The sequence below is a fragment of the Shewanella sp. HL-SH2 genome (assembly GCF_051164935.1).
GTDB lineage: Bacteria > Pseudomonadota > Gammaproteobacteria > Enterobacterales > Shewanellaceae > Shewanella > Shewanella glacialimarina.
Genome location: NZ_CP195035.1, coordinates 1,820,376 through 1,845,814 on the forward strand (window position 1 = coordinate 1,820,376; position 25,439 = coordinate 1,845,814).

A 25,439-nucleotide genomic window follows, 5' to 3' on the forward strand; every position below is an offset into this window, starting at 1 on the left:
CAATGAGCAAAATTAGGTAAAAACATGAGCACTCAAGATCTGGTCGCCAAACTATGGAACCTGTGTAACCTTCTTCGTGATGACGGCGTCACTTACCATGAATACATCAATGAATTGACCTATCTGGTCTTTCTTAAAATGGTAGAAGAAACTGGCCGAGAAGAGCATATTCCCGTTGGTTACCGTTGGGCTGATTTAGAAAAGTACGATTCGGCCACTCGCCTTGAAGAATATAAAAAGCTGCTCATTCATTTAGGTACGCATGGTTCACAAATCACCAATGCAATTTATGCTAATGCCAGCACCGTTATCCGTAAACCTGCCACTTTAAGCAAGCTAGTCAGCGAGATAGATAAACTTGATTGGTACAGCGCTAAAACCGAAGGTTTGGGCGATATGTATGAAGGTTTACTAGAAATCAACGCAGGTGAGAAAAAGTCTGGTGCAGGCCAGTATTTTACGCCGCGTGTGCTCATCAATGCCATGGTCGAATTAATGAAGCCAAACCTTGATGACGTGATTGTTGACCCAACTGCAGGTACCGGTGGCTTCTTAATTAGTGCGCATCATTACATAAAAGAACATCACGACGTTCAAGCGTTAGAGCCTGAAGCCTACGATAAGTATCAACATAAAACCTTTTTCGGCATGGAGTTAGTGCCAGACACTCGTCGCTTAGCAATGATGAACTTGATGCTGCACGACTTAGCGGTTGATGATGAAAACTCCGGTATTTTGTATGGCGATACCCTATCTAACGAAGGTAAAGCACTGCCACCAGCTAGCCTGATTTTAGCGAACCCACCTTTTGGTACTAAACAGGGCGGTGGTATCCCAACTCGTGATGACTTAATCACTTACACCAGTAACAAACAGCTAGCGTTTTTGCACTTAATGTACTTACGTATGTTAAAGCCAGGTGGCCGTGCTGCTGTAGTGTTGCCTGACAACGTGTTATTTGAAGGCTCAACCGGACAAACTATCCGTAAAGACTTAATGGAAAAGTGTAACCTGCATACTATTCTTCGCTTACCGACAGGGATTTTTTACGCCGCTGGGGTTAAAACCAATGTGCTGTTTTTCTCCAAAGAAAAGGACCCAAAGCAAGACAAAGGTCAAACCAAGAATGTATGGGTGTATGACTTACGCTCGAACATGCCGCAATTTGGCAAACGAACGGTATTAACCAAAGCCCATTTTGATGAGTTTTATCAAGCAGTGGGCAGTGACCTCACTCAAGTCGATGATGCTGCACGTCATGCCTTTATTAAAAATCATAAACATGGTAGCGAAATTGGCAACGTTGATACTTGCCGTTTACGCTGTTTTAGCCGTGAAGATATCGCCAAAAAAGATGACTCTCTCGATTTAGCCTGGATCCGAGACGACAGCACTGAGGATAGCGCTAATCTGCCAGAGCCTGATGTATTGATTAACCAAGCCTTAGAAGAGATGGCAGGTGCCATGCGCGAGCTGCAAGCGATTTTGGTTGAGCTTGGTTCTGCTGATGAATCTGATGAGGTGCTATCGTGAGCGAGTTACCAAAAGGCTGGGAGAGCACCAGGCTTGGAGATTTCATAGTCGTCTTAAATGGCTATGCTTTTAAAAGTAATGATTATGTTTCACCAGGCATTGAAACTGTTCCCATAATTCGGATTTCTGACATTCAAGATGGGGTGGTAAGTACTGATACCGCGACTCATATTAATAAAAATCTGGCTCCGGGTGGTTTCCGTGTTGAATCAGGTGATTTACTAATCGCAATGTCCGGTGCGACGACAGGTAAAGTTGGTATTTATCAAGAAAGTGAAACCGTATATCAGAACCAACGAGTTGGAAATATTAAATTATTATCCCCATCTAATGGAGAGCCTAGATATAGGAACTACTTAGTTGAGTTTATTCGAGAAGATATCTTAAAGAAGGCTTATGGTGCTGCTCAGCCTAATATATCAGCGAAATCCCTTGAAGAGTTTATCGTCCCAATAGCCCCTCTAAACGAACAAATTCGCATAGCTGACAAACTCGATTCGATTTTAGCCAAAGTCGATCAAGCCCAAGCACGCCTTGAAAAAATCCCCCATATCCTAAAACGCTTCCGCCAATCCGTCCTCGCCGCCGCCACGTCGGGCAAGTTAACTAGGGAATGGCGAGAGCAAAAAAAATTAGATATCAGCTTTAGAGATTATATATTTAATGACCTCCTTGTTGAATTAAGAAATGGTTTATCAGCAAAACCAAACGACGATACAGGAACGCCGATATTAAGAATAAGCTCGGTCAGGTCCATGGCTGTAAATCAAGATGATATTAGATATTTAGAAATCACAGAAAGTGACTTTAATAAGTATAAGTTGGAAGTTGGTGATTTACTATTTACTAGATATAACGGTAGCTTGGATTTCGTTGGTGTATGTGGGTTGATTGACAGATTGAGTCACACCAATTTGGTTTATCCGGATAAGCTTATTCGAGCAAGGGTTAACAATCTGGCAATTCCTGAATATATCGAAATTTTATTTTCATCACCGCAAATGAGAGCACAGGTTACAGGGTGTGTAAAAACGACATCTGGACAAAAAGGGATTTCGGGCAAGGATCTGAAAGAACAGGAGTTGCGGCTTCCCAGTATTGACGAACAAAAAGCAATTGTCAGAGTTGTAAGGGAGTTGTTTGCAAAGGCAATTGGTTTTGAAAAACAATACATAGCTGCACAAACCAGGCTAGATCGCTTAACTCAATCGGTACTGGCGAAAGCTTTTCGAGGCGAATTGGTGCCACAAGATTCAAATGATGAACCAGCGAGTGAATTACTGAAACGTATTAAGTCTTCAGAAGTTGAGAGTAAACCAAAGAAAAAAGCTTCACCAAAACGAAAAGCCGCTTCAACAACTGAACCCAAAATCACTAAACAAGTTGCGACTAAGTTATCCGAACAGTTTGAAGAAACTTTTAATGTTGATTTGGATGCTGAAAAGCATGAAGTAACCGATAGTATGCGAACTCGTTATCAGTCTGAGATTAAAAAAGCACAAGATTCACTACTTGATGCAAAATTCAGTATTGAACAATTTAGTTCTATGACTGAATTTAAGGGTGACTACGAGACTTTAAAGTCGTTGATCATGAATTTGTTAAAAGGTATCCCTGGTATAAGTGAACCTATCCTAGAAATTGAGAGTTGGGACGAAAAAAGCGGTGATTATTTGATGCGCTTGGTGGATCAAAAATGAAGCTAATCAGCCTACAGTTCCGTGACCCAGCAAATTCATTACAGGCTTATGATTTTAACTTTGACAATGATCGTCACGAATCAAATGCGCTCGAGCCTCTGTGTTTTGTTGGATTAAATGGTTCTGGTAAGTCCAAATTGCTAGAAATAATAGCAAAGATTTTTTTTGAGCTGGATAAACTGTGGCGCAACACCAACAAAACGAAGCCTACAGTCAGTACAAATTTTCGTTTTGAGTATCATCTATTACCATCACGAAAATACAAAGAGGTAGTAATCGAAGGGCGTGTTGGTAAACCTCTGATAGTTAGGGCAGATGGTAATGTATTAGAATCGGAAGCTCTGGAGTCAGTGATGCCATCAAATATTGTTGGCTACTCATCAGGTCATAACGAGACGATTAGCACACTGTTTCACGAACTTCGCGAACGGGAGTTTAGCCGAGTGCTTAAGGAAGTTAATGAGGGGGATAAAGGCCGCAGGAAGCTTTCTCGCACATTGTTTCTTGACCGAGATTCGACCAAGCTACTTTTACTTACAGCGTATATTTTTTCTGGTAAAAATGGTCGCGATGGTCTTCCGAGTGTTCAGTCATCAAATAAATTATTAAAAACTTTTGCCGATTTTATCCGATTAAAGCAATTGACGTCGTTCCAAATAGTTATTGATACAGATTCAGGACGAATAATTCTTTCACAGCCTATGGAACAAGTGTTAGAAAGGCTAAAGCGATGCGCATTAATGGTCAACAGTAATGACAATGGTAAAGATCGAATTTATGAGATGGATTTCTTACTGTGTGAGCAAAGCAAAGGGGCATTTGTTAAAGAGTTTGGGACGGCTCAGGATTTCTTTGAGCAACTTTATGAGCTTTATAGTTTAAATTTAATTTCTAGTAGCAAGAACAAAATTCATCAAGTGTTTAGTATTCCTGAACGTGAATTGAAAGTATTAATTAATACCCCAGATGCAGAAACAGAATATTTGAATCTAAGTGATGGGGAGCATCAATTTATTCAAGTATTTACATCTTTAGCATATTTTGCAAAACAGGATTCTATTTTTTTGTTAGATGAACCTGAAAGCCATTTCAACCCTGCTTGGAGAGCCAAATTTGTCCTCGTAATGGAGGATTTGCTTACTGCCAAGCAAAAGAGTTCCGAGTTTTTAATATCAACCCATTCGCCATACCTTGTCTCAGCATGTAAAAGTAAAAACGTAACGATATTCAAAAGAGACAATGGAAAAATATTATGTACTCAACCCAAAAAAGAAACATATGGTGGTACTTTCGATAGCTTGCTAAGAGAATTATTTGAGGTAATCAGCCCAATTTCAGAACACTCAAAAGCGTCAATAGAAAAAATTATAAAATCTAAAGACGTTACAAAAATGAAGTTAGCTTTAGCATTTTTTGCTGAATCTCCAGATAAAAGAGATCTATACGAGGCTATTTTAAGGAGTGGCCACAATTTAGATTTGGGTGAGAGTAGCAAATAATGTTATATGCTTTAAAGGTTATTGATGACCACCCATGTTTTAAAATGCAGGATTTGTTAAATAATTTCTTCTATTACTATGTATTCGATATTGCTTTTAATAATGATATTTTTCCCAATAATTTTTCAACAAAATATATCAATGGGAATGGGAAGTATTTTAAACAATCATTAGAAAATACAAGACTAGACTTACCTGTGCTGAAAAGTAAGAAACGTCAATTATACAGTCAATTCATTAATAACAATTCGATTGAAGCTCTATGCTTGGAGAAAACTTTTATACCAGAAGACAATATGTCATGGAGTAAAGGACAAGGTAAGAGGCTAAATGATTTTATGCTTAACTGTTATGAAACCAAATTAGATCTATCGCCTTTCAGAAGACCTGGGTGTAAGGAAGATCCCACACATAGATTCTATGCTGATTTCATAGATATAAATGGTAGTGTATGTCCTTTTTGTGGCTTAAATTCTTATAAAAACAAGTTTGGTTCTCGTAGGGAAGACCTTGACCATTACCTGTTTAAAGGAAGGTATCCATTAGCCGCTGTTAATATGTGGAATCTAATTCCGACATGTTCTGAATGTAATCAAGTTTATAAAAGAACATTAGATATTTTATATGATGGCATTATACGTAAAGAAGCTTTTTATCCTTACGGAAAAGTAGGTGGTATTAGCCTAAAGATAAGCCTTAACATTGCTTCTGATAATAAAAAACCTAATTCTTGGCAGGTAATAATTAAGCCTAGGTTTTTGGAGGATAAAGAAAAGGTTGATAATTGGATTCGTGTTTACGGTATAACAAAAAGGTATATGAACGCACTTGCACAAGATCATGATAATTGGATTCAAATTGCATTAACAGAAAGAAAAACAAAGTTTAACAGCATTCTATGTTTTAGGAAATTTATGTTATCAAGAGCGAGAAATGAACGAAAATACTATATTAATAAGTTGGCGCCTACATCTTTTTTAAAACAATCATTTTTTGTATTTGTTGCTCGTTCAGCTGATGATGTATTTATAAAAAAATATATGATCCCATTTAATGCTGGTTTATAAAGTGAGAGGGAATGTACAACATGGCTATTTATTGTGGTAATGAAAATTCTACCCCCTTAATCACCGTTGCAAATGATTTTCAGGCCCAATGTTTAATTGCTGGCAGTTCATTACTGACGGGGAAACCAATTTGGAATCTTAAAAACATCGATGAACTAATAAAGTATTTCGTTGATAATTTAGATGAAGGTGAAGGCGACTTTTTCTCTAAGTTAGAAACTCAGCTGAAACAAGCTTCTGCCGAAGCCAAGATGTTATTAGCAGAAATGCTATGGTTCATGTCGCTATGCCCTAGTAGTGTTGGGCCTTCTTCTAAGCGAGATACCGTAGAACGTGTATTTGCCTTTTCTGGCAAAAAACTAGCTGATAGTGTTCCTGTGGAAGTTCAAAAAGAATATCTTTCTGATGAAGTACTAACTGGCATAGGTAAAACGGGGGCGGCATATAACACTGGTCGTTGGCGTGAATTAGTTTATTTTATTCGGTTATTGACTGAACTGTTTAAATTAAGTACCAGTGAGCGTTCAACCTTACTTGCCAATCGTGAAGCATTTTCAACTTGGTTAGAGCTTATTCCTGAAAACAGTCAACGACAGTTCCGCCATATGGTCTTGTATTTGTTCTATCCAGACTCGCAAGAGCGCATTTTTGGTGGTGGCCATCGCCAATCACTGCTCACTAAATTTGCCAACATCAGCGCTTCACAATTTAAAAAAATGCCAGCACATGATGTTGATAATCAATTATTAGATATTCGCAGAAAATTTGAGCAAGAGTATGGCACTCAAGAACTTGATTACTATGTTGAGCCGCTTAAATCTCGTTGGGATCGTGAGAATGTTTCAACCAATATTGCTGAGCAAAATGCTGAATATGAGAGTAAGGATAAAACTATGGCGTCCAACAATAATAACACTAGTTTAAATCAAATCCTTTATGGTCCGCCTGGTACAGGGAAAACCTACAATACGATTAATCGTGCATTACAAATCGTAGCTCCGGAGTTCTACCGTTCGAATAAAGATAACAGAGTTGAGCTCAAGACACATTTCGATGATCTAGTTGCTAAGAACCGTATTGGTTTTGTCACCTTCCACCAGAGCTTTAGTTATGAAGATTTCGTCGAAGGGCTAAGAGCCAATAGTGATGAAGCAGGTCAGATTAGCTATGATCTTGAGGATGGTATTTTCAAACGGATGTGTGCCGCTGCAAATGCTAAACCTATAATGAATAAACCTCAACGTCGAGTTGATGTATCTGGACGCAAAGTTTGGAAGATGTCTTTAGGTGATACTCTTGGTAATGAGGCATATATTTATGAGCAATGTCTTGAAAATAATTATGTGTTGCTTGGCTACGGCTACAATGTTGATTTTAGTGCTTCAAAAGACAGAAAAGGCGTGATTGAGGCCTATAAATTCAACGGTATTAAGATAGAAAAAGAGAGTGACGACTACAGAGTTACATCAGTTCAAAACTTTAAAAATGTTATGTCTATTGGTGATTTAATAGTTATTTCTGATGGTAATCGAAAATTCAGAGCGATTGCAGAAGTGACTGGTGATTATCAATATGATCCTACAGTTATTGAAGACGAAAGGTATTCTCAGGTGCGCAATGTTATTTGGCACCGCGTATACGAACCATCTTTACCTGTAGATGAGTTGTTTAATAAGAACTTATCACAGCAAACTATTTACAGATTAAAGCCACCTACTATTGATAACGAAAAATTTCAGACACTATTATCTCTTGATGATGAAGACCAAACCATCAGAAGTGGTTCGAACATAGCGAGTTACAAAGTACGCTCTATAACAAAAGAGTTAATTAACCTGGAAAGACCTAATGGTGTTTTATTACCAATAGCTCGGAGTATTGTTGATGAATTGGTTATGTTGGTCAATACAGGTGTTATTACTCTAGAAGATATCAAGAGCAAACAGATGTTTGAAAAAACGAACTCAAAGTTAGATAAGAATTTTATCAACTCTAATAGTAACGTCTTTTCACCATTGATTGAGCAAGTGGTTAGATATGGTATAGAGCTTAATAATGAAGCGAATCTTAGCAAGGCAAGAGTGTTGATCATAGATGAAATTAATCGTGGCAATATTTCAAATATTTTCGGTGAGTTGATTACGCTGATTGAACCAAGTAAACGTGCTGGTGGCGTTGAGTCGCTGACAGTCAAATTACCTTACTCCAAAGAACCGTTTTCAGTCCCTTCAAATCTTCATATCATCGGCACAATGAACACCGCTGATAAATCATTGGCTCAAGTGGATATTGCGCTGCGTCGTCGTTTTGAGTTTGTTGAGATGATGCCTAAGCATGAGTTACTTGAGGGGATTGATGTTGAAGGGGTAAATATAGCTAAGTTGCTTGATACCATCAATCAGCGCATTGAGCTGCTATATGATCGAGAGCATACCATCGGTCACAGTTTCTTCTTACCTTTAGAATCAGATCCAACTATTGGTCGCTTAGCCCGTATTTTTGAACTAGAGATATTGCCTTTGCTAGAGGAGTATTTCTTCGACGATTGGGAGCGTGTTGGGCAAGTGCTTGGTGATCATTTTAAGAAGGCTAATCCAGAATTAAAGTTTATCGCAGAAAAGTTTACAGACGCTTCTGTACTGAGATTGATGGGCAGTGACTGGGCACAAGACAGTATTCGCCCATACAAACGCAATATGGCTGCATTTACTAACCCTGAAGCGTACATAGGCATTTATGACTCGCCTCAAAAGTAGTGATATTACCGTTAGGGAGTTTGCTCTTTTAACTAATGAGGGCGATGACAAGAGTGTGGATTGTCACTCAATACCCAAGTCTGCGTTTGAGTGGCTGCTTGCTAATGGAGTGAGTAGCGGTGAAAAGCAGCGGGAGCTAGTTAAGGTTAAACGTTACGGTAAATCAATTGCGTTGCAGGTGGTGAATTTTGTTGGTGTGCTTGAAACGCCATGTAGAACCCGCATAGAGATTTTACCTAAGACAACGACAGATGAATGCAAGCCTGAAATAGCGCGTAAAATTTTGCTTAAAATGTTGGCTAGTGTAGATAAACTTAAATTAGAGGAGTTTCAACAGTCACATTTACAGTTATTAAAACAACCGATCTATGAGGTGTTGATTGCTTACTTTTTAAAGTCTGTCGCTAAGCTGATAAAGCAAGGTATAAGAAGTGAGTACCAGCGCGTGGAACGTGAGTCCTCATTTCTAAAAGGCCAGTTACTGGTTGCTAAACAGCTAAGACAGCGACCTGGACGTCAGCATTACTTTCAAGTGTCTCACGACATATATCACGCGAATCGCGCTGAAAACCGTTTATTGCATTCATCATTGAAACAAGTTTTTAAGTGGGCTAGAACGAGTGCAAATCAACGTCTGGCAAGGGAGCTACTATTCGTATTTAGCGACATTGAAGAGTCTGTAGATTTTGCGCATGACTTTAGGCTTTGGACAGATAACAGAAGTCTTGCACATTATCGGCCCCTTAAACCTTGGTGTGAGCTGATTTTGAGCTATCAATCACCAGTTGCGATGGTTGGAAATAATAATGGCTTATCTTTTTTATTTCCGATGGAACAATTGTTTGAGCGCTATGTAGCCAAGCAGCTAAAACGTCAGTTACCTATACATTTAAAGTTAAGAGAGCAGGTGTCTAGCCACTGCTTAACCCACCATAACGGCAATGATTGGTTTAGGCTAAAACCTGACATTGTGGTTTATGATAAATCAAAAGTGGTCACTGTGATGGATACCAAGTGGAAGTTGCTTGATGCTTCACTTAAGACCACAGAGCATAAGTACAATTTGAATCAATCAGATATGTACCAATTGTTTGCTTATGGTGAGAAGTACCTTAAAGGCCAGGGTGATCTGTACTTGATTTATCCCAAACACACTGGTTTTACTGAGCCTCTAGCAAACTTTGAATTCAAACCAGAGCTGAGGCTGCATGTTGTGCCTTATGATCTTGAAACAGACCTTTGTTATTTGCCTGAGTTTGATTTGAGTTATTCACTCCCAAATAAGGCCTGTTAAACAGCTTTAAATATTTAGAAAGGATAATTATCCATGGTTGGATTAGGTGATATAGAAGCCCATGGCAAAGTGGGTGTTGTTTATGTTGTTTATGTTGTTTATGTTGTTAAGGTAAATTAAAAATGGATGTTAAAGCTCAAATGGATTTTGCTAATTATGCTCGATTACAAAACGAAGTAACTACCAAAAATGTAAAACCAAATTATCACAAATACAATACCGAAGGCAGAAGGCTTACGGATTATGATGACAAGGATTCATTGAAAAACGCGTTACGGTGCTTTGAAAAGGCTTTGGCGTTAGCCTCTAAAAATGAATATACCAAAGCTTCTGCATGCCATGAGTTAGGAGTGTTTTATTTTACTCATTTTGCGCACTTACCTGGTGCACCTCATTCAAATTTAAATAAAGCCGTTTCATTCTTTTCACGTGCAATCGAAAGCAAGCAACGACAACAATTTCCAGATAAACATGCATCAAGTTTGTCGCAGTTAGGGGCAACATATCGAAGGGCAGCCAATGAGCATTTATTTCCCTTAAGTCGGCAGGATTGTCTAATAAAGTCTCAGCAGTTTCATGAGTCTGCAATAAGGATGTTAGAGGGAAATATTCCGATATTTACTCGATTAAATCAGCTTTCTATCGCCTATTTCAATTTAGCTGCAACTCTACTCGATGCCGAAAAAGTTGCTGAAACTTGTGATGCTCAAGCTAAAGCGTTTCAGTGTTTTATTGACGCTATTGAGTGGGCTCAGTCAAATGTACCTTATCTTGGTTTAGAGGATTTAATGTCCTTGAAACCTCATCAAATATTGCCTCTTACTTTTACGCGATTGAGTCACTTTTCCAACAATGTGGAACACAAACAGCTCTGTCATTTTATTGGAGAAATAGCACCGTCGTTTGGTCTAGATCCTTTAGATTTTATGAGGGTAAATCCTTATGCAGATCTATCAAATCCTATCGTTGAAATTCAGCAGCTAGTAAAAGAGGCAGAGAGAAACAGCACTGCTGCTAATATTGAAAAGTTATCAACTAAAATTGACTCATTAATGGTGAGTAGACAGTCTACAGAGACGGACCAAGAGTCTGATAGGGTTAGTGTGCTAATTCAACAGGCAAATTCAGGTTTAGCTCGTATATTAGTAAAAAAAGAAGACTATTTACGAGCATTTATAACGCTAGAAAATACTAGCGGGATGCGTTTTTGTGAAAGTGCGAGTTTGTGTTGGCTTCACCCTAAAAATCCTGTCGCTCAAGTGTTACTAGATACGCTAAGAAAATTGGGTAGTACGTACTATGGCTTGAATGAACTTGCACTTATGTCTAGTTTCGTGGACAAGGATAAATTACATCAATATCTTACAGAGAGTGCGAAGTTACTTAAATCACAAGCTCCCTTAAAAATAACCAATATTGATGAACATGTATTTGATGGTAATCAATATGCAAGTATCGTCGACATAGCGAGTCGAGCTAGTGATCCAGTCAGTTATTTAACACAACAAGCCAATTTGTGCTTGATAGATTTCAAAACGTTAGGTGAATATACTGACAGGTTAGATCCCGATTACTTCAGCGCGAGGCAACGAACTTATCAAATTACCTTTGATAATCTAAAAAAGGCCGTTCATGCTCATCCCGAGCTAGTACTCGTTAAGATAGACATTGAAGATCACTATGACGATGCTTTGATTATCGTTGTTTATCTGCAAAATAACGAAATAATTGCTAACGGTTATTCTTTCAACTTACCTAAAAATCTTATCAATAATGTTGCTGCGTTTGTTGCTAATAACAAAGAAGCTAGTACAAATTGGGATTTAGACTTTGTCGATTGGGAAAGAATACTTCCAACTCACTTAAGCAAAGTTTCGCTGCTACCTTCATTTTTTGCTTCGCATATACCTTGGATAGCAACAGGTAAAGTAGGTGAAAAACTTTATCAATTAGCAAGTGAGATCAATTGGCTACCTTCACTGATGTATTTATATGAACAAGTTAAATATTCAGATGAAAAAAGCCTGCGTACTAGCATATGTGGTGGAGACACGTTATTTGAAAAACTCGCTGAGCAAGCCTATCCAGACGTTATTGTTAATCAATCTATGGATGATGTTGTTAATCAATTAACCCACTCAAGTGTTTTTAGCTTCTATGGACACTGTGAACATAAACTGCCGGATAGACCTTCATTATTATTCAAAGACTTTGTTATTCGAGACGTCGAGATGCGTCTTGGTGCGCGGGGAGCAGAGCGGATCGAGTTGTGGGCGTGTCAAAGTGGTTCGAATATTCCTCTACATTTTTTGCCTAGCCAGGTGAATGAAGCCTTTGGTATGGATATGAGGATGTTAGAGTGTGGTGCTAAAACCGCTATAGGTTCTCTGTGGGCTGTTCCTGAGTTAGTTACGGCACACATAAAAGCAAAATACGATAAGCTTGTTATAAGCGGTTTAGGGGCATCTGAAGCACTGCTTAGTGCTCAACGTTGGTGGGTTGAAAGAGGTGCAGATGACGAGTTAAGTAGAATCACTACCATTGGTGAACAAGAGTACCTAAGGACACTTGGTTGCCATTATACAAAAAAACAAGCGTTGGAAGCGCTTATGGGGCCCGTACTTGCGAGTAGTGCTAATAAATCCAAGTTTGATATAAGCGTTTTAGAGGATTCATTTAAGCATCCTTCAGCATGGTCAGGCATGCGTTTTTGTGGCTTAAGCGAGCAGCAAAATGTTTTTATTCCTAGAGTAGAGCTGTCATCAGCTCAACTACAGCAATTGAATACTTTAATTTTACAAATGGATTTACAGGCAGGCTTTGTAAAAAATGCGAGATAGCGTCTTACCCATTACTGATTGGTCTTTTATTGGACGGCAAAAGTATGTTGATAGAAATCGACAAGTTATAGAGTTGGTTATTGAACAGGCGCTAGAAAACTTTGATGAGAGATCCATCTCTTTGGCATTTAAAAATCAAGCCAGCGCAGTCTCCCAGATTATAGGTTTATTTTTGTTAAGCCCGTTTAGCGTTGATCGTTTACCTAGCGGTATCGCCAAAGATATAAAGCTGTTCAGTCAGTTGGCATTCTGGGTCCGATTCAAAACAGCTGGGAATGTCCATACTGGGGGTGGGGTTTATAAGCAGGTTTTAGTTGAAAGCGAGCATGAACTGTCAGAATCTAAAGTCGCCGATATCGATTTGCATGTGCAAAAATTGGCAAAAAATCTTAAAAAATTCAATCGACATGTCGCTCCAGACTTGATTGGTTATTGGTTGCTAGCTAATAAAAAGCTGTTAAGAGAATTATCTTCATTTGAAGGTGACTCAGAAGTAGTAGAAATAGAAAACGAGGTGTCAGCCCCTCAAACAACCCGTTATAAGGTAGATGCTTCTTTTAGATACTTGTATCTGTTCCTCAATGTTGCTGAGCATTTAGAGTCTGTGGAACGCTATGAGAATAAATATTTTGTGAAAGGCCTTAATCGTCCTCAATATGTCGCAGGTCAATCAGAAACTCATCAAACTAAGCATCAAGTTAGGCAGACAATTAAACAAATAATCAATCGATTTCATGAAGTATTTACTGAGACTGGTGATAATGATGTTCTTACTCGTTCATTGTTCAAAGCTATTGCAAAAAGTGCTGTGCTTGATGTGTATGAAATAAATAAGAATGATCCATATTATTCTTATTACACCCAAAAACTAAAACAACTAAAAGCTAAGCCATCTACATTATTGGAGCAAGTATCATGACACTTGATAAGTTATCGCTTGATGAAATGGTCCAAGGTGTAGAAAGTACTGATGAACACTGGGTTAAGCTTTTACAGCATCCAGACACAGAAAGGGTTTGGACTGAAGCTGTTAAGCGTCGGGAAAGTTTGAATGCGTTTTGCCGTCTAGCGGCTAAATGGCCTGCGATAGTTCATCAATATAAAAAATTAAAATCCTTTACTAAAAAAAGCACCAATGCCCCAAAAATTAATCTTTTTAGTCCTAGCTACCAACCATTTAGTGCTGCTTTGAGTAGTACGTCAGATGAAGAACAAGCCTTTTCAATTGAGGTTAAATGGGGGGAACACCAGATAGTGGAGCTAGATAAAGATATTCTCATTAACTTCAATGCGGACAGAGATATTAATGTTTATTATTCTTTTATTGGTGGTGATGGGGTCATTGGTATAGATGACTCGTGGGCCTTTAAGCTTGGCGAAGGTGCTGTATTGCTCACTTTTGTTGAGGGTGAGTGTTTAAGCAATGATTTTGAATCTATTTTAAACCATGCAAAATCAGTTGGGAGTGTAGTACTGCTACCGTCATAAATAAAAAGCGAAAAAAAGTAAACTCACCAGCGTATAGAAGCACCCATAACAAAAAGGTGCTTCAAAATGTTAACATTACAATATGCTTTACCCTTCACTGAAGAGTCTACTCGAGCGAATACGCCTCCATCACTAATGTGCCGTATTAACTCTAGAGTTTGGCAAAGTCTATCTTCCAATCAACAGGTTCAAACTATAAACCTGATAAATGAGATTGCATCAGGTAAACCTTATCCGTTTTTAGGCGGTCGAAAAGTCAAATGTAACAACTCCCTTGTTCGTTTTCGCATAGGCCGAAATCATCGGCTTATCTTGAACCGCACTTCAACGAATATCGTTTTTCAGCTATTTAACCGTCAAAATTATGAGCGAAACTTTAATAAAAAATTCAGTTCATTAACTGTTGAATGTTAAGGAGGCTGAGTCATGAAATTTATCCACGTAGAACATAAAAATATTAAAGAATTAGTCATCAACTGGCACATCACTGAAGTGTGCAATTATGACTGCAAGTACTGCTTTGCAAAATGGGGACGACCTAAAGAACTACATCGTTCTCTTGAGGACATTGAAAAGTTGCTTGATTACTTAGCTTCATATTTTATCAAAGGTAATTCAACGTTAAAGAGTGAGCTCGGTTACGAAACCGTTCGTCTTAATTTAGCTGGCGGAGAACCAATGATGCTTGGCAGTACATTTTTTATCGTACTGATGCTGGCGAAACAAAAAGGCTTTAAAACCTCAATCATTACGAATGGGCATTATCTAATAAATAGCCGCTTGGATTTTCCTAAGAATGTGTTGGATATGGTTGGTATTAGCTTTGATAGCCAAGATTTAAGTACTCGAGAAAAAATAGGCAGAGTTGATCGTAAAGGCAATTCGCTGAGCGCTGAGGATTTAAAAATCGCATTAGAGGGGTTAATAGAAACTCAAAAAGGCATCAAAACCAAGATCAATACAGTTGTGAATAGCTTAAATTATGAAGAGGACTTTTCATCACTGATTTGTGAGTTAAAGCCTTATAAATGGAAAGTCTTACAAGTAATGCCGTATGGTGCTGATGATTTACTGATCTCAAAAGAAAAGTTTAACCAGTTTGTAGAACGTCATAGTGGCTTAGGACTCCCACTATTTTCTGAGTCGAATTCAACGATGACAGAGTCTTATTTGATGATTGACCCTTTAGGCCGCTTCTATCAAAACTCTGTAAGTTCTATTGGTTACAAGTACAGTGACAGTATCAATCAGTGTGGTGTGGAAAGCGCACTTGCTCAGATAGCGTTTAACCCTAAAACATTTTTATCAAGATATCGTCACATTGATATCGATGTTATCGAGTGTTAGGGGGAAATGATGAAAAGTGAAACTTGTTTTGGAAAAACCTCAGGTAAACCATTAACACAATATTATGATGAAGAAGAGGCTCAAGGAGCCGCTGATTACTCCAAAGAATATTATGGTAATGATTTAAGTCCGTATCATTGCAGTAAATGTGATTTATGGCACTTATCACCCAAAAGTAGACAAACGCCCAGTCAAAAGTGTAATCGTTGTACAGGAGGCTATGGCGTTGAAAAAGAATCATATCGCTCCAAACTCGAGGCACGTTTAAGGGCTAATATTATCTATGATGAACAAGGTATTAGCTTACGAGTCTATAAATGTAAGTATGGTTTTGGATGGCACTTGACGAAGAGTCAGTTTTAGATGGTACAGGTAATGAGCTAGTTCACCATAGTGAGAGAGTCTAGTAATAGCCTGTAAACTCTTTGCTGGTGGGTTTAGGATTAAAAACTATGCGGCTTGCCGCATAGTTTTTGGTTTGCGCGGGCTTTTTTCCTTTTCCTCTCGCTTTTGCGAAATAGCTAACCCTATACAATAGTTTTGCCATATTTTTATTATCACCACGCTGTATTTTGTAATATTGATGTCTTGGATAATAAATAAAACCACCAAGTTCAGACCAAATACGTTTGCTGATAATATTAACCCAGCCTGGGTACATGATGTTTTTACCATCTAAAAGTAGCACGATGTGATAGTGCGGTGATTTTGCTTTTTCTTGCTCGCGTACCCATACATAACCTAAACGGTGTATTTTGTACTTTGCTTTGAGTTGTTTTAATAATCGCCTGAAAAATACAGTAATCTGCTTATTTAGCAGGACGTAGCTTGGTTGGTGAAGATCATAGCGAATGGCCATTAATTTTAAATGATGACTTTGAAAGTTAAAGATTTGTTCAAATGATGATTTAAGTATTGGTGTATAACAGCCTGATGGTCGATTATTTACTTTCCATTGATTTCCTTTGTATGAGTAAAAGTCTGCTATCGATATGTGCATATGTTTTTACCAGAGGCTTGATTTAATTTCTTAATTAAAAAGAAAGACAGATATTATTAAGATCCCCCCTAATATTCAGGGCCAGTTTAGCTGCAACAACATATGCGGCCTGACTTTTCTGCTCATATTATTTTCATTTTAGGGGGTTAAAAACCTATCAATATTTTCCAGTATTGTCTGTTATAATTTTTTAGTAATATATTCAAGTGGTTGAGGGGAGCACCCTCACCACTTAAATAGATACCTATTATCTATCTTCTCAGCTCATCCCAAGCCTCTTTTCGAGCCTTTACTAGTGTGTCAATATAGTCAGCAAGTAAATCATCTTGTATACCAGCAGCCATTGCTTTGAGAGTTTGATGTATTTCGTACTCAAACCATCCAACAGCTCTACTCCCGAGCTTGATTGGTGGTGGAAGTAGCCCTTCATTGATCCTTTCATGAAGCGTACTTTTGCTGATTGCTAAGATAGAGAGGGCTTCCGGTTTGCGAATGATACGCATATTTTTTGATGTGTTCATAATATAGATTCCTGTAAAAGTGTTAATTGGTTATTACAGGGCTATATTGGAAGTTCTAGTGGTAAATTAGAGGTTTGAATTGATCGCTTTTATCTAGTCAATTCAAACTTGAGTTATTCTAACTTTGGAAATTTATTTAAGCATATTCTGTCGAAGGCACTTTTCCATTTTGATGCATTTTCCATCTTGTCGTCAAAAACTATGGCCAGAAAAGTCACAAAATCTGATGTATCACTAATGGTTATCTTATTATTTTTTTGAAGCCATACATTGTGTAATTGATTAATTAGTTGGCCTTTTCCTGTTGTTAGTTTTAGCTCTATTGGTGGCTCAGTACAGTTGCCGATTAAAGCACTCTTCGGTGGCGTTGCTGCAATAGATATGGATTGTATGACTTGCTCTAATTTAACAATCAAGCTTTGTAATTCATCATTTTTAGTGTCATCAAGTATTAATGGGGCGTTTACTCTGAGATTATTTTTATTATTACCGTTAGCTAATTGAGTATAAATCACATCAATATCAGACATTATGATTGGAAATGAGTTTGCAACAGCCTTAATTTGAGTAAGGCCATCTTGAAAGTGTTTTTTTGCTGTTCTGAGACGTTTAAGTTGTTCGTTATATGTTTTCTCACCTGCTGGATAGTTCTGGCAATATTTAATTATTGAATCGATGTCAGTATCGCTAAAACCTTTTGAGTTCAGCCACTTTTTATTATCTAGAATCATATTAATTCCTAAACTACTCTGAGATTTTTCATACCAATTAAGCTAACGTTACCATTAGCAGCTTGGATAATGTAGTCACTCCACCAGATCATCATTACTCTACGGCGTTCTAAGTAGTCGGTTCTGTTATAAGCACTACGTATCTGATTTTTATCAATATGTGCTAATGCTGTTTCAATAAGATCTGCATCAAACCCTTGCTCATTGAGTGTTGTACTTGCTAGCGAACGGAGGCCATGTGCGGTGGTACGGCCCTTTAACCCCATTCGATTTAATGCAGCGTTTGCTGTTTGCACATTGCAATGTGTTTTAGGGTTTCTTTCAGCAGGGAAAATGTACTCTCTGTGACCGCTGAAATGCTTAATTACTTCAAGTAGCACAATCGTTTGCTCGGTAAGGGGGATAACATGATCACGGCGCATTTTCATTTTATCTGCCGGAATTGACCATAACCGGTCATCAAAATTAATTTCATCCCATCGTGCTGCTGCGGCTTCATTCGGCCGAGTCATGGTATGCAATTGCCATTCAATTAAAAAGCGGGTGACTTTTTTTATACTGGCGTTCGCGATAGCCTGCATTAACTCAGGCAATTCATTTGGTTTTAATGCTGCAAGGTGTTCTTTGCGTGGTTTTTTGAATACCGACTTAATACCGGATAAAGGATTTGCATGAATAAGGCCCGTATTGACGGCGTATATCATGACTTCGTTTATGCGTTGGCTTAATCGCTTAACAGTTTCGAGATTACCTTTTGCTTCAACAGGCCTTAATACTTTAATAACCATCGGCGCAGTGATATGGCTGATTGGCGTTTTAGCTAAAGCAGGGAGTAAGTGCAGCTTGAAAGAGCGCCATGTTGAATCAGCATGGTCCAGAGTTATGGATTCTTTCTTAGCTTCAAACCATTGCAGAGCGACTATCTCAAAAGTATGTTCAGTGAGTGCCGCTTTTGCAGCTAGCTCATCAGCTTTATGTTGCTTGGGGTCAGTATCTAACGCGATGAGCGTTCTAGCTTCTTGTGCGAGTTTACGTGCATCAGCAAGAGAAATATCAGGATATGAGCCAAAACTTAGGTTTTGTCTTTTCTTGGTAATTGGATTGACGTAATTGAGAAGCCAAAGCTTAGAACCGTTAGGCTTTACCCTTAACTGCAACCCCGCACCGTCTGCCAGGTTATATTCTTTGTCTTTTGCTTTAGCACTTTTGATTTCTGTATCTGAAAGGGGCTTTGCGAGTCTTGCCATAGTAACACCATCCTTAGTAACACTGACCTGAGTGATTAAAGCGATGTTACTAAATAAATGTAAACCTATAAATTATTGACAGTTATAGGCCTAAATTGTGGTTTTAGTAACATCGAAACGGCTATGTATTTGCCGATGTTACTTCTGATGTTACTAAAAGTTCCGGTTTTCAACAAACGTTATCGTACACAAATGGAGCTGAATTTAACGTAAGCCATTGATTTATGTATTTTACAGACAGAAAAAAAGACGTCCTAAGACGTCTTCGTTCCTTTAATTGGTGGAGGCGGCGGGACTTGAACCCGCGTCCAGAAAGCCTACATCCTCGGCACTACATGTTTAGTCTCTCTTTTATTTAACCAAGGAGTCTCCGAAAGACAGGATGCTACTTGGTGAGTCCGGTACTGTTTCGCGGTTCACCCCCGGACGGAGTTCCCTCGCTAGCACACTGTAATATGACCATCATGATCCACTGTCCACGTGCGAAACGTGTGGGTGATGGCTAGCTAGCCTAAGCTGCTAGAGAGTAGTTAGAGTCGTTTGCAACTATAACGGTGCGGCTTTTTACGAGGCCAACCGCCCCTCGACATGCTCCTTGGGTTTCGTGAATCCTGTCGAATCCAGAATCGCCCCCAATTAGTAATATCATAACGTGTTGTTTGGTTAATACCTAGCGACGATTAACAAAATATCATCGTTTGGTTATTATCCGTCCAGTCTGCTCTTTTTCATTACGCGAGACTGTTCTACTTTCCATTCACGTTCTTTGGTGTCTTCACGTTTATCGTGATCTTTTTTACCTTTACCTAAGCCAATTTCAACTTTAACCCACGCACCTTTACGCCAATACATGGATAAGGGCACAAGCGTATAGCCTTGGCGTTCAATTAGCCCGGCAAGTTTGTCGATTTCACTGCGCTTTAATAGCAGTTTTTTGGTTCTTATTGGATCGCATATTACATGGGTTGAAGCGGTATTAAGGGGTTGTATAGTACAACCATGCATAAAGGCTTCACCCTCTTTTATGTATACATAACAATCAGATAAGTTAACTTTACCCATGCGGATAGATTTTACTTCCCAGCCCATAAGTTGTAATCCCGCTTCGACTTTGTCTTCTATGCGGTATTCAAATGTCGCGCGTTTATTACGTGCGATAGTTGCTGAGGGATTTTTTGCCGATTTCTTTACCATGCTTTTTTACCATCTAGGCGTATATCGCCTGCAATTTGCCCATTTTAAAAGCGCTGTTGTGTTAACTTTTTCATTCAGTTCTACAACAGATATGGGGGGAGAGTATTAATAATTCAACGATTATACCTAAATTATTGGTTTGTGTACGTCTATGTTGTACTGCAACAGATGCCTTTTTCATTTATCGTGATAAAATCGCGTTATTATTTCGTAAAAGTGAGTGCGGATGCCTAAGATTTCCAAGAGTGTGTTGGTGCGCTTTAGTGCCATGCAGATGTATGAGTTGGTTAATGATGTTGAGTCTTACCATGCTTTTTTACCCGGCTGCGTGGGCGGTAAAGTATTGGAGTTTGATGGTACAACCATGGTGGCATCGGTTGATGTGAGTAAAGCTGGCATCAAAAAGACTTTTACGACACGTAATCATGTGGAAGCAGGTAAACGGATTACTTTAACACTCGAAAATGGCCCATTTAAACGCCTGCAAGGTTTGTGGGTGTTTACTGAGCTAACCGATGATGCGTGCAAAGTTGAGTTTGATTTGGATTTTGAATTTGCTAATCCGCTGTCTGATTTGGCTTTTGGGCGGGTATTTAAACAATTAATGTTGTCTATGGTGACCGCATTTACTGACCGAGCTAAGGTAATATATCGTGACAATTGAACAACAACCGTTTGCTGTTGATGTGGTTTATGCGCTGCCAACCCAACAAAAAATTATTACTGTGATGGTTGCACCGGGTTGCAGTTTTATTGAGGCGGTTAGGCAAAGTGATATTTGCGCTTTTTTCCCTGAAATTGATTTAGATAAGGTAAAGCTTGGGGTGTTTAGTCGCCAGGTAAAACATGATGAGGTTTTAGTGCCTGGTCAGCGTGTTGAAATTTATAGGCCGCTGATTGCCGATCCAAAAGATGTACGTCGTAAGCGCGCTGAAAAAGCTAAAGATGAAGGGCGAATTAATAAAATTACCGGCGCAAAGTTGAGTTAAAGGCTGTTAAATTTCAGATATAAAAAAGCAGGGATGGACTCCCTGCTTTTTTGTGTCCTGTAACGTTAAGTTAAGGTTTATTTTTTATTGTTAATCGTGCCGTTTAAACCACGTTGTTCTTCAACTAAAGGTTTAGCGTCTGGGCGAGCTTCCGGAATAAGCGGATCATCTTCTGGCTCATTGCTTGAAGGTAGTTTGCTTTGATCTAGTGGAGTATTAAAATCTGCACTTAAATCATAATCACCTTCAACACGGCTAACCTTGTCATCAATAAAGTGAATAATTAACTCTTTATGGATAATGCTTGCATCACGACCACTTTTAAAGTGATACACGTAATACCAGGTATCGTCGGCAAAGCTGTCACGTAAAACTGGGCGACCTAAAATATATTCAGCTTGTTCTTTTGTCATGTCGATACGTAATTTATCGACCTGCTGGCTTTCCATGTAGTTCCCTTGCGGGACATCTGGCTTGTAAATTAGCCAATCAAATACACCACAACCGCTTAATGAGATAGATAATGCTACTGCGCTTAACAGAGTAAGACTTTGTTTTTTGTTAATCATTGTCTGTGCTAGTTCCTAAATTCTGTTGGTCATCATACCCAAGCAAACCCTATCATGACAAGGGGCGGATGTGACTTGCGGCTAATTTGATTGGTTTCATTGGCATAAGTTCAATGGTTTATTATATTTTTAAGCAAAAAAACATTGGAATGTTTACTCAAATTGTTTAGCTTTAGCAATAAATTAAATGTTATTTAGCACTGCCTTACGGTATTTTAATAATAAAAATGAATAAACAATGAATGGTGTCATGTTGAAAGCTCAGAATACTGAAATAACATCTAAATCTGAACAGTCAAAAAATGTCGGCCGATTGGTGTGCGTGGGTACAGGCATGCACTTGGCGGGTCAAATTAGCACCTTAAGTAAAAGTTATATTGAAATAGCCGATGTGGTTTTTTCGTTGGTAACCGATGGCTTTGCAGCGCGGTGGCTAGATGCTATAAACGCTGATGTGCGATCGCTGCAGTCTTTTTATGCCAAACCTGATGAAGTTAAAAATCGACGTGATACCTATAGTGAAATGGTAAACGCTATATTAGCTGAAGTACGTAAAGGCAAGTTGGTGGTGTGCTCATTTTATGGTCATCCAGGTATTTTTGCCTGTGTGGCACATATGGCCATAAAACAAGCCCGGGCTGAGGGTTTTGAGTCGAATATGCTACCAGGTGTTTCTGCTGAAGCCTGTTTATGGGCTGATTTAGGTATAGACCCCGGTAATGTCGGTCATCAAAGTTTTGAGGCGACGCAGTTTTTACTTTATAACCATATCCCCAATAATTGCACTCACTTATTGTTATGGCAAATTGCCTTGGCGGGTGAACATACTTTGACCCAGTTTTCGACCACTACTGCAAAACTTGAAATTTTAGTTGAGCATTTGAGCCAATGGTACCCGTTAGATCATCCCGTGGTAATTTATGAAGCGGCTACCTTGCCATTTCAACAACCCAGAATTGACAGCATTGCTTTGAGTGATTTACCTTTTGCATCACTTAAAGCAATTAGTACTTTAATGATACCGCCATCAAAAAAATTAACATTAAATCAACAGATGTTAGCTAAATTAGGCATAACAGCTGATACTATTGGCTAGTTTTAAAACAATTACAAAAACGATAAAGGAATACCATGTCAACATTACAAGATTTTGCCGAAGCGCTATCGGTCGATGCTGGATTACTAGAAGCTTATAAAGCGGATCCTCGAGGTGTTATGTTGGCACATGGCTTAACAGCTCAAGAGGCCGATCTAGTGATGTCGGGTGATTTAGATGCTCTAAAAGCAATACTTGGCGATAGTTTAATGCAGTCTTATGTGATGGTTGCAACGCCAACTGAATAACAAATGAAATATAAAGCCTTAGTTTTCTGTTTATTAGCACAATTGGTATTGACCAATTGTGCTTTTGCATCTGAAAATTACGATGAGTCTTTAAGTCGAATTGAAAAATTACTGCAAACTGATTTTACTCAAGCTGAGTCCGCGATTGTAAATATAGAGCGTTCGCTTGATAAGTTGTCCCATTCTCAGTTGGCTAAATTTTATACGCTGCTGAGTTCAAAATACATGTATTTATCAGAATTGGAACAAGCCAACCAAGCACTTGACTTAGCGTTAACTTACTCCCCGTCGGAAGAGTCGCTTACTCGAATTTATCTTTATAAAACAACTGTGTTTTTGATGCTTAAAAACTATGAAGCAGCGTTTGCTATGTTGGAAATAAATCTAGCCCGCATTGAAGGTGTTGAAGATGTTAGCCTTAAAGTCGCCTCTTATGTCCGCTTGTTAAACATCCTGCTTGATTTAAATGCCTATGAAGAAATGCTTAATACGGCACAGTTAGTGTTAAACCTTAATCAAGGCAAAGACACTAAACATGAGTGCTATACCAAAGTTTATTTAGCGGTAGCCACCTTAAGGTTAGGACGTTATACAGAGGCGAATGATTTATTTAAGCAGTCTGAAATGTATTGCGCCAATAATGAGCAGCCGTTAATAGAAATTATGTCTATTAAGGGACAGGCGGAGAGTTATTTTGAATCGGGCCAACTAGACCTGGCTAAGCCGCTGTTTGAAGCTGCTCTTGAAGGGTATTTGTCATTTCAATTTCAAGTTGAAATACACAGCGTGAAAGCCTTTTTGAGTAAAATTTATTTCTACCAGGGCAATTATCAAAAAGCGGCGCTATATGCTAATGAACTTAACGGATTAAACGAAGATAAGTCTAATAATCATGTTAAAAAACAAGCCAATGAAGTATTGGCCATGTTAGCCAGCCGAGATGGGGAATATGCTAAAGCCTATCAGTATCAGGTAGTAGCCCATGCGTTAGATTTACAAGATTTAGATGAAAGTAATCATAAACAAAATGCTTATCAAATGGCCCGTTTTGATAGTGCTGAGAAAAATCGTGAAAATAAGAATTTGTTGCAAGAACATGAATTAATGGTGCAGCAAAAAGATCTGTTTTTAAAAGAGAAAAGCTCATCTATTATGTTTTCGACCTTGTTGTTCGGGGTGTGTATTGGCTTATTACTTTTACTGTTAACGGCATGGCTGCAGCGGAATCAATTTATGCGCCAGGCCCAGCGGGATGGATTGACCGGAATTTTTAACCGCCAAACAGGGCAGGAATTAGCTGAAAATGAATTAGTACAAGCGTTATCTAATCATCGCCACTTTTCTGTACTGGTATTAGATTTGGATTTGTTTAAGTCAATTAATGATCGTTTTGGCCATGCAACTGGCGATTGGACATTAAAAAAAGTAACTCAAGTTATTGAAGATGTTATTCGTCCTAGCGATATTTTTTGTCGACTTGGCGGTGAAGAGTTTGTACTTTATTTACCTAATACCGATGAGAAGACTGCTTTTAAATTAGCTGAATCGATACGTAAAGAAGTTGAACACATTAATACTAAGTATTCTGGTCATAACTTTTCGATAACCTTGAGTGTAGGCGTCAGCTCGTTAACGCGTGATGATTTAAGTATTGACCCATTATTAAGTCGTGCTGACATTGCCTTGTATAAATGTAAGCATCAAGGACGTAATAAAGTACTGGTATATCACCCTAGCTTCGCCTAAAACCTGCTTTATTTAACTCTCTTTACAATTCTGCAAGTTACTAGCATTAAGAATATATAGTGGGTGCATGCTTTTGACTAGTGCCTAGAAAAAGCCTAAAAAGACCTCAGAAAGCCGACTTTTATCAAATAACCCTTCACTTGCTAATCACTGTTTATGTTTGTCATTCTCTCATCATTGCTAATATCTAATAGGCAAGGTTAATCGTTAGCTGCTTTATCGGCTGATTAATTTATTTACTAGCCCATTCGTCGAGCAGCTCGATAACTCAATCATCCAGCTTTCGGCTATTCAAATTGATATGTTTTTTGGTGTTTATAGCCAGTCACCACAGCTAACATTTTCAGAGAGTTATTTGATCCTTTTAGTGTGTTGAATTGGCTGTGATATCAAATAGCATGGTCCTCAGTGTGTGGCTTGCAGCAAGCACCAATATCTGTTTGATGATCTATCAGCCATTGAATGATATTTGTAGGTATATTAATGCTACGTTCGACGGGGTATTTCTACTGAGTTGATGGTTCGAAATGGTAACAAACACGCCTGCTGAAATCGTGTTAAGTCTGCTTCCTGC

At 38.6% G+C, this 25,439-nt stretch carries 23 protein-coding genes and 1 other RNA gene; 17 read left to right on the forward strand and 7 right to left on the reverse strand.

Features of this window, described 5'->3' with window-relative positions; genetic code table 11:
- Positions 1-24 precede the first annotated feature (24 nt).
- The 12 genes from ACRWP9_RS07880 to ACRWP9_RS07935 all read left to right on the forward strand — a co-directional run bounded on the left by ACRWP9_RS07880 (position 25) and on the right by ACRWP9_RS07935 (position 15,887).
- Positions 25-1,533 carry an N-6 DNA methylase gene (locus ACRWP9_RS07880; protein WP_434928644.1) on the forward strand — a complete coding sequence of 503 codons (1,509 nt, stop codon included), beginning with the start codon at positions 25-27 and terminating at the stop codon, positions 1,531-1,533.
- The gene (locus ACRWP9_RS07885) at positions 1,530-3,233 is read left to right on the forward strand and encodes a restriction endonuclease subunit S (RefSeq protein WP_434928645.1); all 1,704 of its coding nucleotides are present in this window, start codon (positions 1,530-1,532) and stop codon (positions 3,231-3,233) included. Before ACRWP9_RS07880 ends, ACRWP9_RS07885 begins: the two co-directional genes overlap by 4 nt.
- The gene (locus ACRWP9_RS07890) at positions 3,230-4,732 is read left to right on the forward strand and encodes an AAA family ATPase (RefSeq protein ID WP_434928646.1); all 1,503 of its coding nucleotides are present in this window, start codon (positions 3,230-3,232) and stop codon (positions 4,730-4,732) included. Before ACRWP9_RS07885 ends, ACRWP9_RS07890 begins: the two co-directional genes overlap by 4 nt.
- Entirely contained in the window at positions 4,732-5,799 is a 1,068-nt protein-coding gene (locus tag ACRWP9_RS07895) for a hypothetical protein (protein ID WP_182697941.1), read from the forward strand. Before ACRWP9_RS07890 ends, ACRWP9_RS07895 begins: the two co-directional genes overlap by 1 nt.
- 20 nt (positions 5,800-5,819) lie before the next feature.
- Entirely contained in the window at positions 5,820-8,555 is a 2,736-nt protein-coding gene (locus ACRWP9_RS07900; RefSeq protein ID WP_182697942.1) for an AAA family ATPase, read from the forward strand.
- Complete coding sequence (locus ACRWP9_RS07905; protein WP_182697943.1) at positions 8,536-9,849, forward strand: McrC family protein; 1,314 nt, start codon at positions 8,536-8,538, stop codon at positions 9,847-9,849. Before ACRWP9_RS07900 ends, ACRWP9_RS07905 begins: the two co-directional genes overlap by 20 nt.
- 122 nt (positions 9,850-9,971) lie before the next feature.
- A complete protein-coding gene (locus ACRWP9_RS07910; RefSeq protein WP_182697944.1) occupies positions 9,972-12,689 on the forward strand; it encodes a CHAT domain-containing protein in 2,718 nt (905 codons plus the stop codon).
- Positions 12,679-13,608, forward strand: a complete 930-nt coding sequence (locus tag ACRWP9_RS07915) for a hypothetical protein (RefSeq protein WP_182697945.1) — start codon at positions 12,679-12,681, stop codon at positions 13,606-13,608. The genes ACRWP9_RS07910 and ACRWP9_RS07915 overlap by 11 nt, the downstream gene beginning before the upstream one ends.
- Complete coding sequence (locus ACRWP9_RS07920; protein ID WP_434928647.1) at positions 13,605-14,177, forward strand: hypothetical protein; 573 nt, start codon at positions 13,605-13,607, stop codon at positions 14,175-14,177. The genes ACRWP9_RS07915 and ACRWP9_RS07920 overlap by 4 nt, the downstream gene beginning before the upstream one ends.
- Positions 14,178-14,312: 135 nt before the next feature.
- Positions 14,313-14,591, forward strand: coding sequence for a ParE family toxin-like protein (locus ACRWP9_RS07925; RefSeq protein ID WP_434928968.1), 279 nt, complete (start codon positions 14,313-14,315; stop codon positions 14,589-14,591).
- Between the two features lie 12 nt (positions 14,592-14,603).
- On the forward strand, positions 14,604-15,524 hold the full coding sequence (locus ACRWP9_RS07930) for a viperin family antiviral radical SAM protein (protein ID WP_182697947.1): 921 nt from the start codon (positions 14,604-14,606) through the stop codon (positions 15,522-15,524).
- 9 nt (positions 15,525-15,533) lie between these two features.
- Positions 15,534-15,887, forward strand: a complete 354-nt coding sequence (locus ACRWP9_RS07935; RefSeq protein WP_182697948.1) for a hypothetical protein — start codon at positions 15,534-15,536, stop codon at positions 15,885-15,887.
- A 40-nt stretch (positions 15,888-15,927) separates the two neighbouring features.
- Here ACRWP9_RS07935 and ACRWP9_RS07940 read toward each other — a convergent pair whose 3' ends face one another.
- The 6 genes from ACRWP9_RS07940 to smpB all read right to left on the reverse strand — a co-directional run bounded on the left by ACRWP9_RS07940 (position 15,928) and on the right by smpB (position 20,217).
- A complete protein-coding gene (locus tag ACRWP9_RS07940; protein ID WP_259395633.1) occupies positions 15,928-16,524 on the reverse strand; it encodes an inovirus Gp2 family protein in 597 nt (198 codons plus the stop codon).
- A gap of 251 nt (positions 16,525-16,775) precedes the next feature.
- Positions 16,776-17,045, reverse strand: coding sequence for a helix-turn-helix transcriptional regulator (locus ACRWP9_RS07945; RefSeq protein ID WP_162022592.1), 270 nt, complete (start codon positions 17,043-17,045; stop codon positions 16,776-16,778).
- Positions 17,046-17,158: 113 nt separating this feature from the next.
- On the reverse strand, positions 17,159-17,776 hold the full coding sequence (locus ACRWP9_RS07950; protein ID WP_162022593.1) for a hypothetical protein: 618 nt from the start codon (positions 17,774-17,776) through the stop codon (positions 17,159-17,161).
- 8 nt (positions 17,777-17,784) lie between these two features.
- Positions 17,785-19,023: an integrase domain-containing protein gene (locus ACRWP9_RS07955; protein WP_434928648.1), complete on the reverse strand. Its 1,239-nt coding sequence runs from the start codon at positions 19,021-19,023 to the stop codon at positions 17,785-17,787.
- Positions 19,024-19,301: 278 nt separating this feature from the next.
- Positions 19,302-19,657, reverse strand: a transfer-messenger RNA (tmRNA) gene (ssrA, locus tag ACRWP9_RS07960).
- 71 nt (positions 19,658-19,728) lie between these two features.
- Positions 19,729-20,217, reverse strand: a complete 489-nt coding sequence (gene smpB, locus ACRWP9_RS07965; protein WP_226410557.1) for an SsrA-binding protein SmpB — start codon at positions 20,215-20,217, stop codon at positions 19,729-19,731.
- 226 nt (positions 20,218-20,443) lie between these two features.
- Between smpB and ACRWP9_RS07970 the strand changes: the two genes are divergently transcribed.
- Positions 20,444-20,881 carry an SRPBCC family protein gene (locus ACRWP9_RS07970; RefSeq protein ID WP_226410556.1) on the forward strand — a complete coding sequence of 146 codons (438 nt, stop codon included), beginning with the start codon at positions 20,444-20,446 and terminating at the stop codon, positions 20,879-20,881.
- A complete protein-coding gene (locus ACRWP9_RS07975) occupies positions 20,871-21,206 on the forward strand; it encodes an RnfH family protein (protein ID WP_434928649.1) in 336 nt (111 codons plus the stop codon). The genes ACRWP9_RS07970 and ACRWP9_RS07975 overlap by 11 nt, the downstream gene beginning before the upstream one ends.
- 77 nt (positions 21,207-21,283) lie before the next feature.
- On the opposite strand, the gene ACRWP9_RS07980 is transcribed toward ACRWP9_RS07975, so the two are convergent.
- On the reverse strand, positions 21,284-21,775 hold the full coding sequence (locus ACRWP9_RS07980; protein WP_434928650.1) for an outer membrane protein assembly factor BamE: 492 nt from the start codon (positions 21,773-21,775) through the stop codon (positions 21,284-21,286).
- 250 nt (positions 21,776-22,025) lie between these two features.
- Here ACRWP9_RS07980 and ACRWP9_RS07985 point away from each other — a divergent pair, with 250 nt between their 5' ends.
- From ACRWP9_RS07985 to ACRWP9_RS07995, 3 genes are read left to right on the forward strand one after another with little or no spacing between them, the layout of a single operon-like run.
- Positions 22,026-22,871 carry an SAM-dependent methyltransferase gene (locus ACRWP9_RS07985; RefSeq protein WP_434928651.1) on the forward strand — a complete coding sequence of 282 codons (846 nt, stop codon included), beginning with the start codon at positions 22,026-22,028 and terminating at the stop codon, positions 22,869-22,871.
- Positions 22,872-22,906: 35 nt separating this feature from the next.
- The gene (locus ACRWP9_RS07990) at positions 22,907-23,119 is read left to right on the forward strand and encodes a hypothetical protein (RefSeq protein ID WP_434928652.1); all 213 of its coding nucleotides are present in this window, start codon (positions 22,907-22,909) and stop codon (positions 23,117-23,119) included.
- Positions 23,120-23,122: 3 nt separating this feature from the next.
- A complete protein-coding gene (locus ACRWP9_RS07995; protein WP_434928653.1) occupies positions 23,123-24,865 on the forward strand; it encodes a tetratricopeptide repeat-containing diguanylate cyclase in 1,743 nt (580 codons plus the stop codon).
- Positions 24,866-25,439 lie beyond the last annotated feature (574 nt).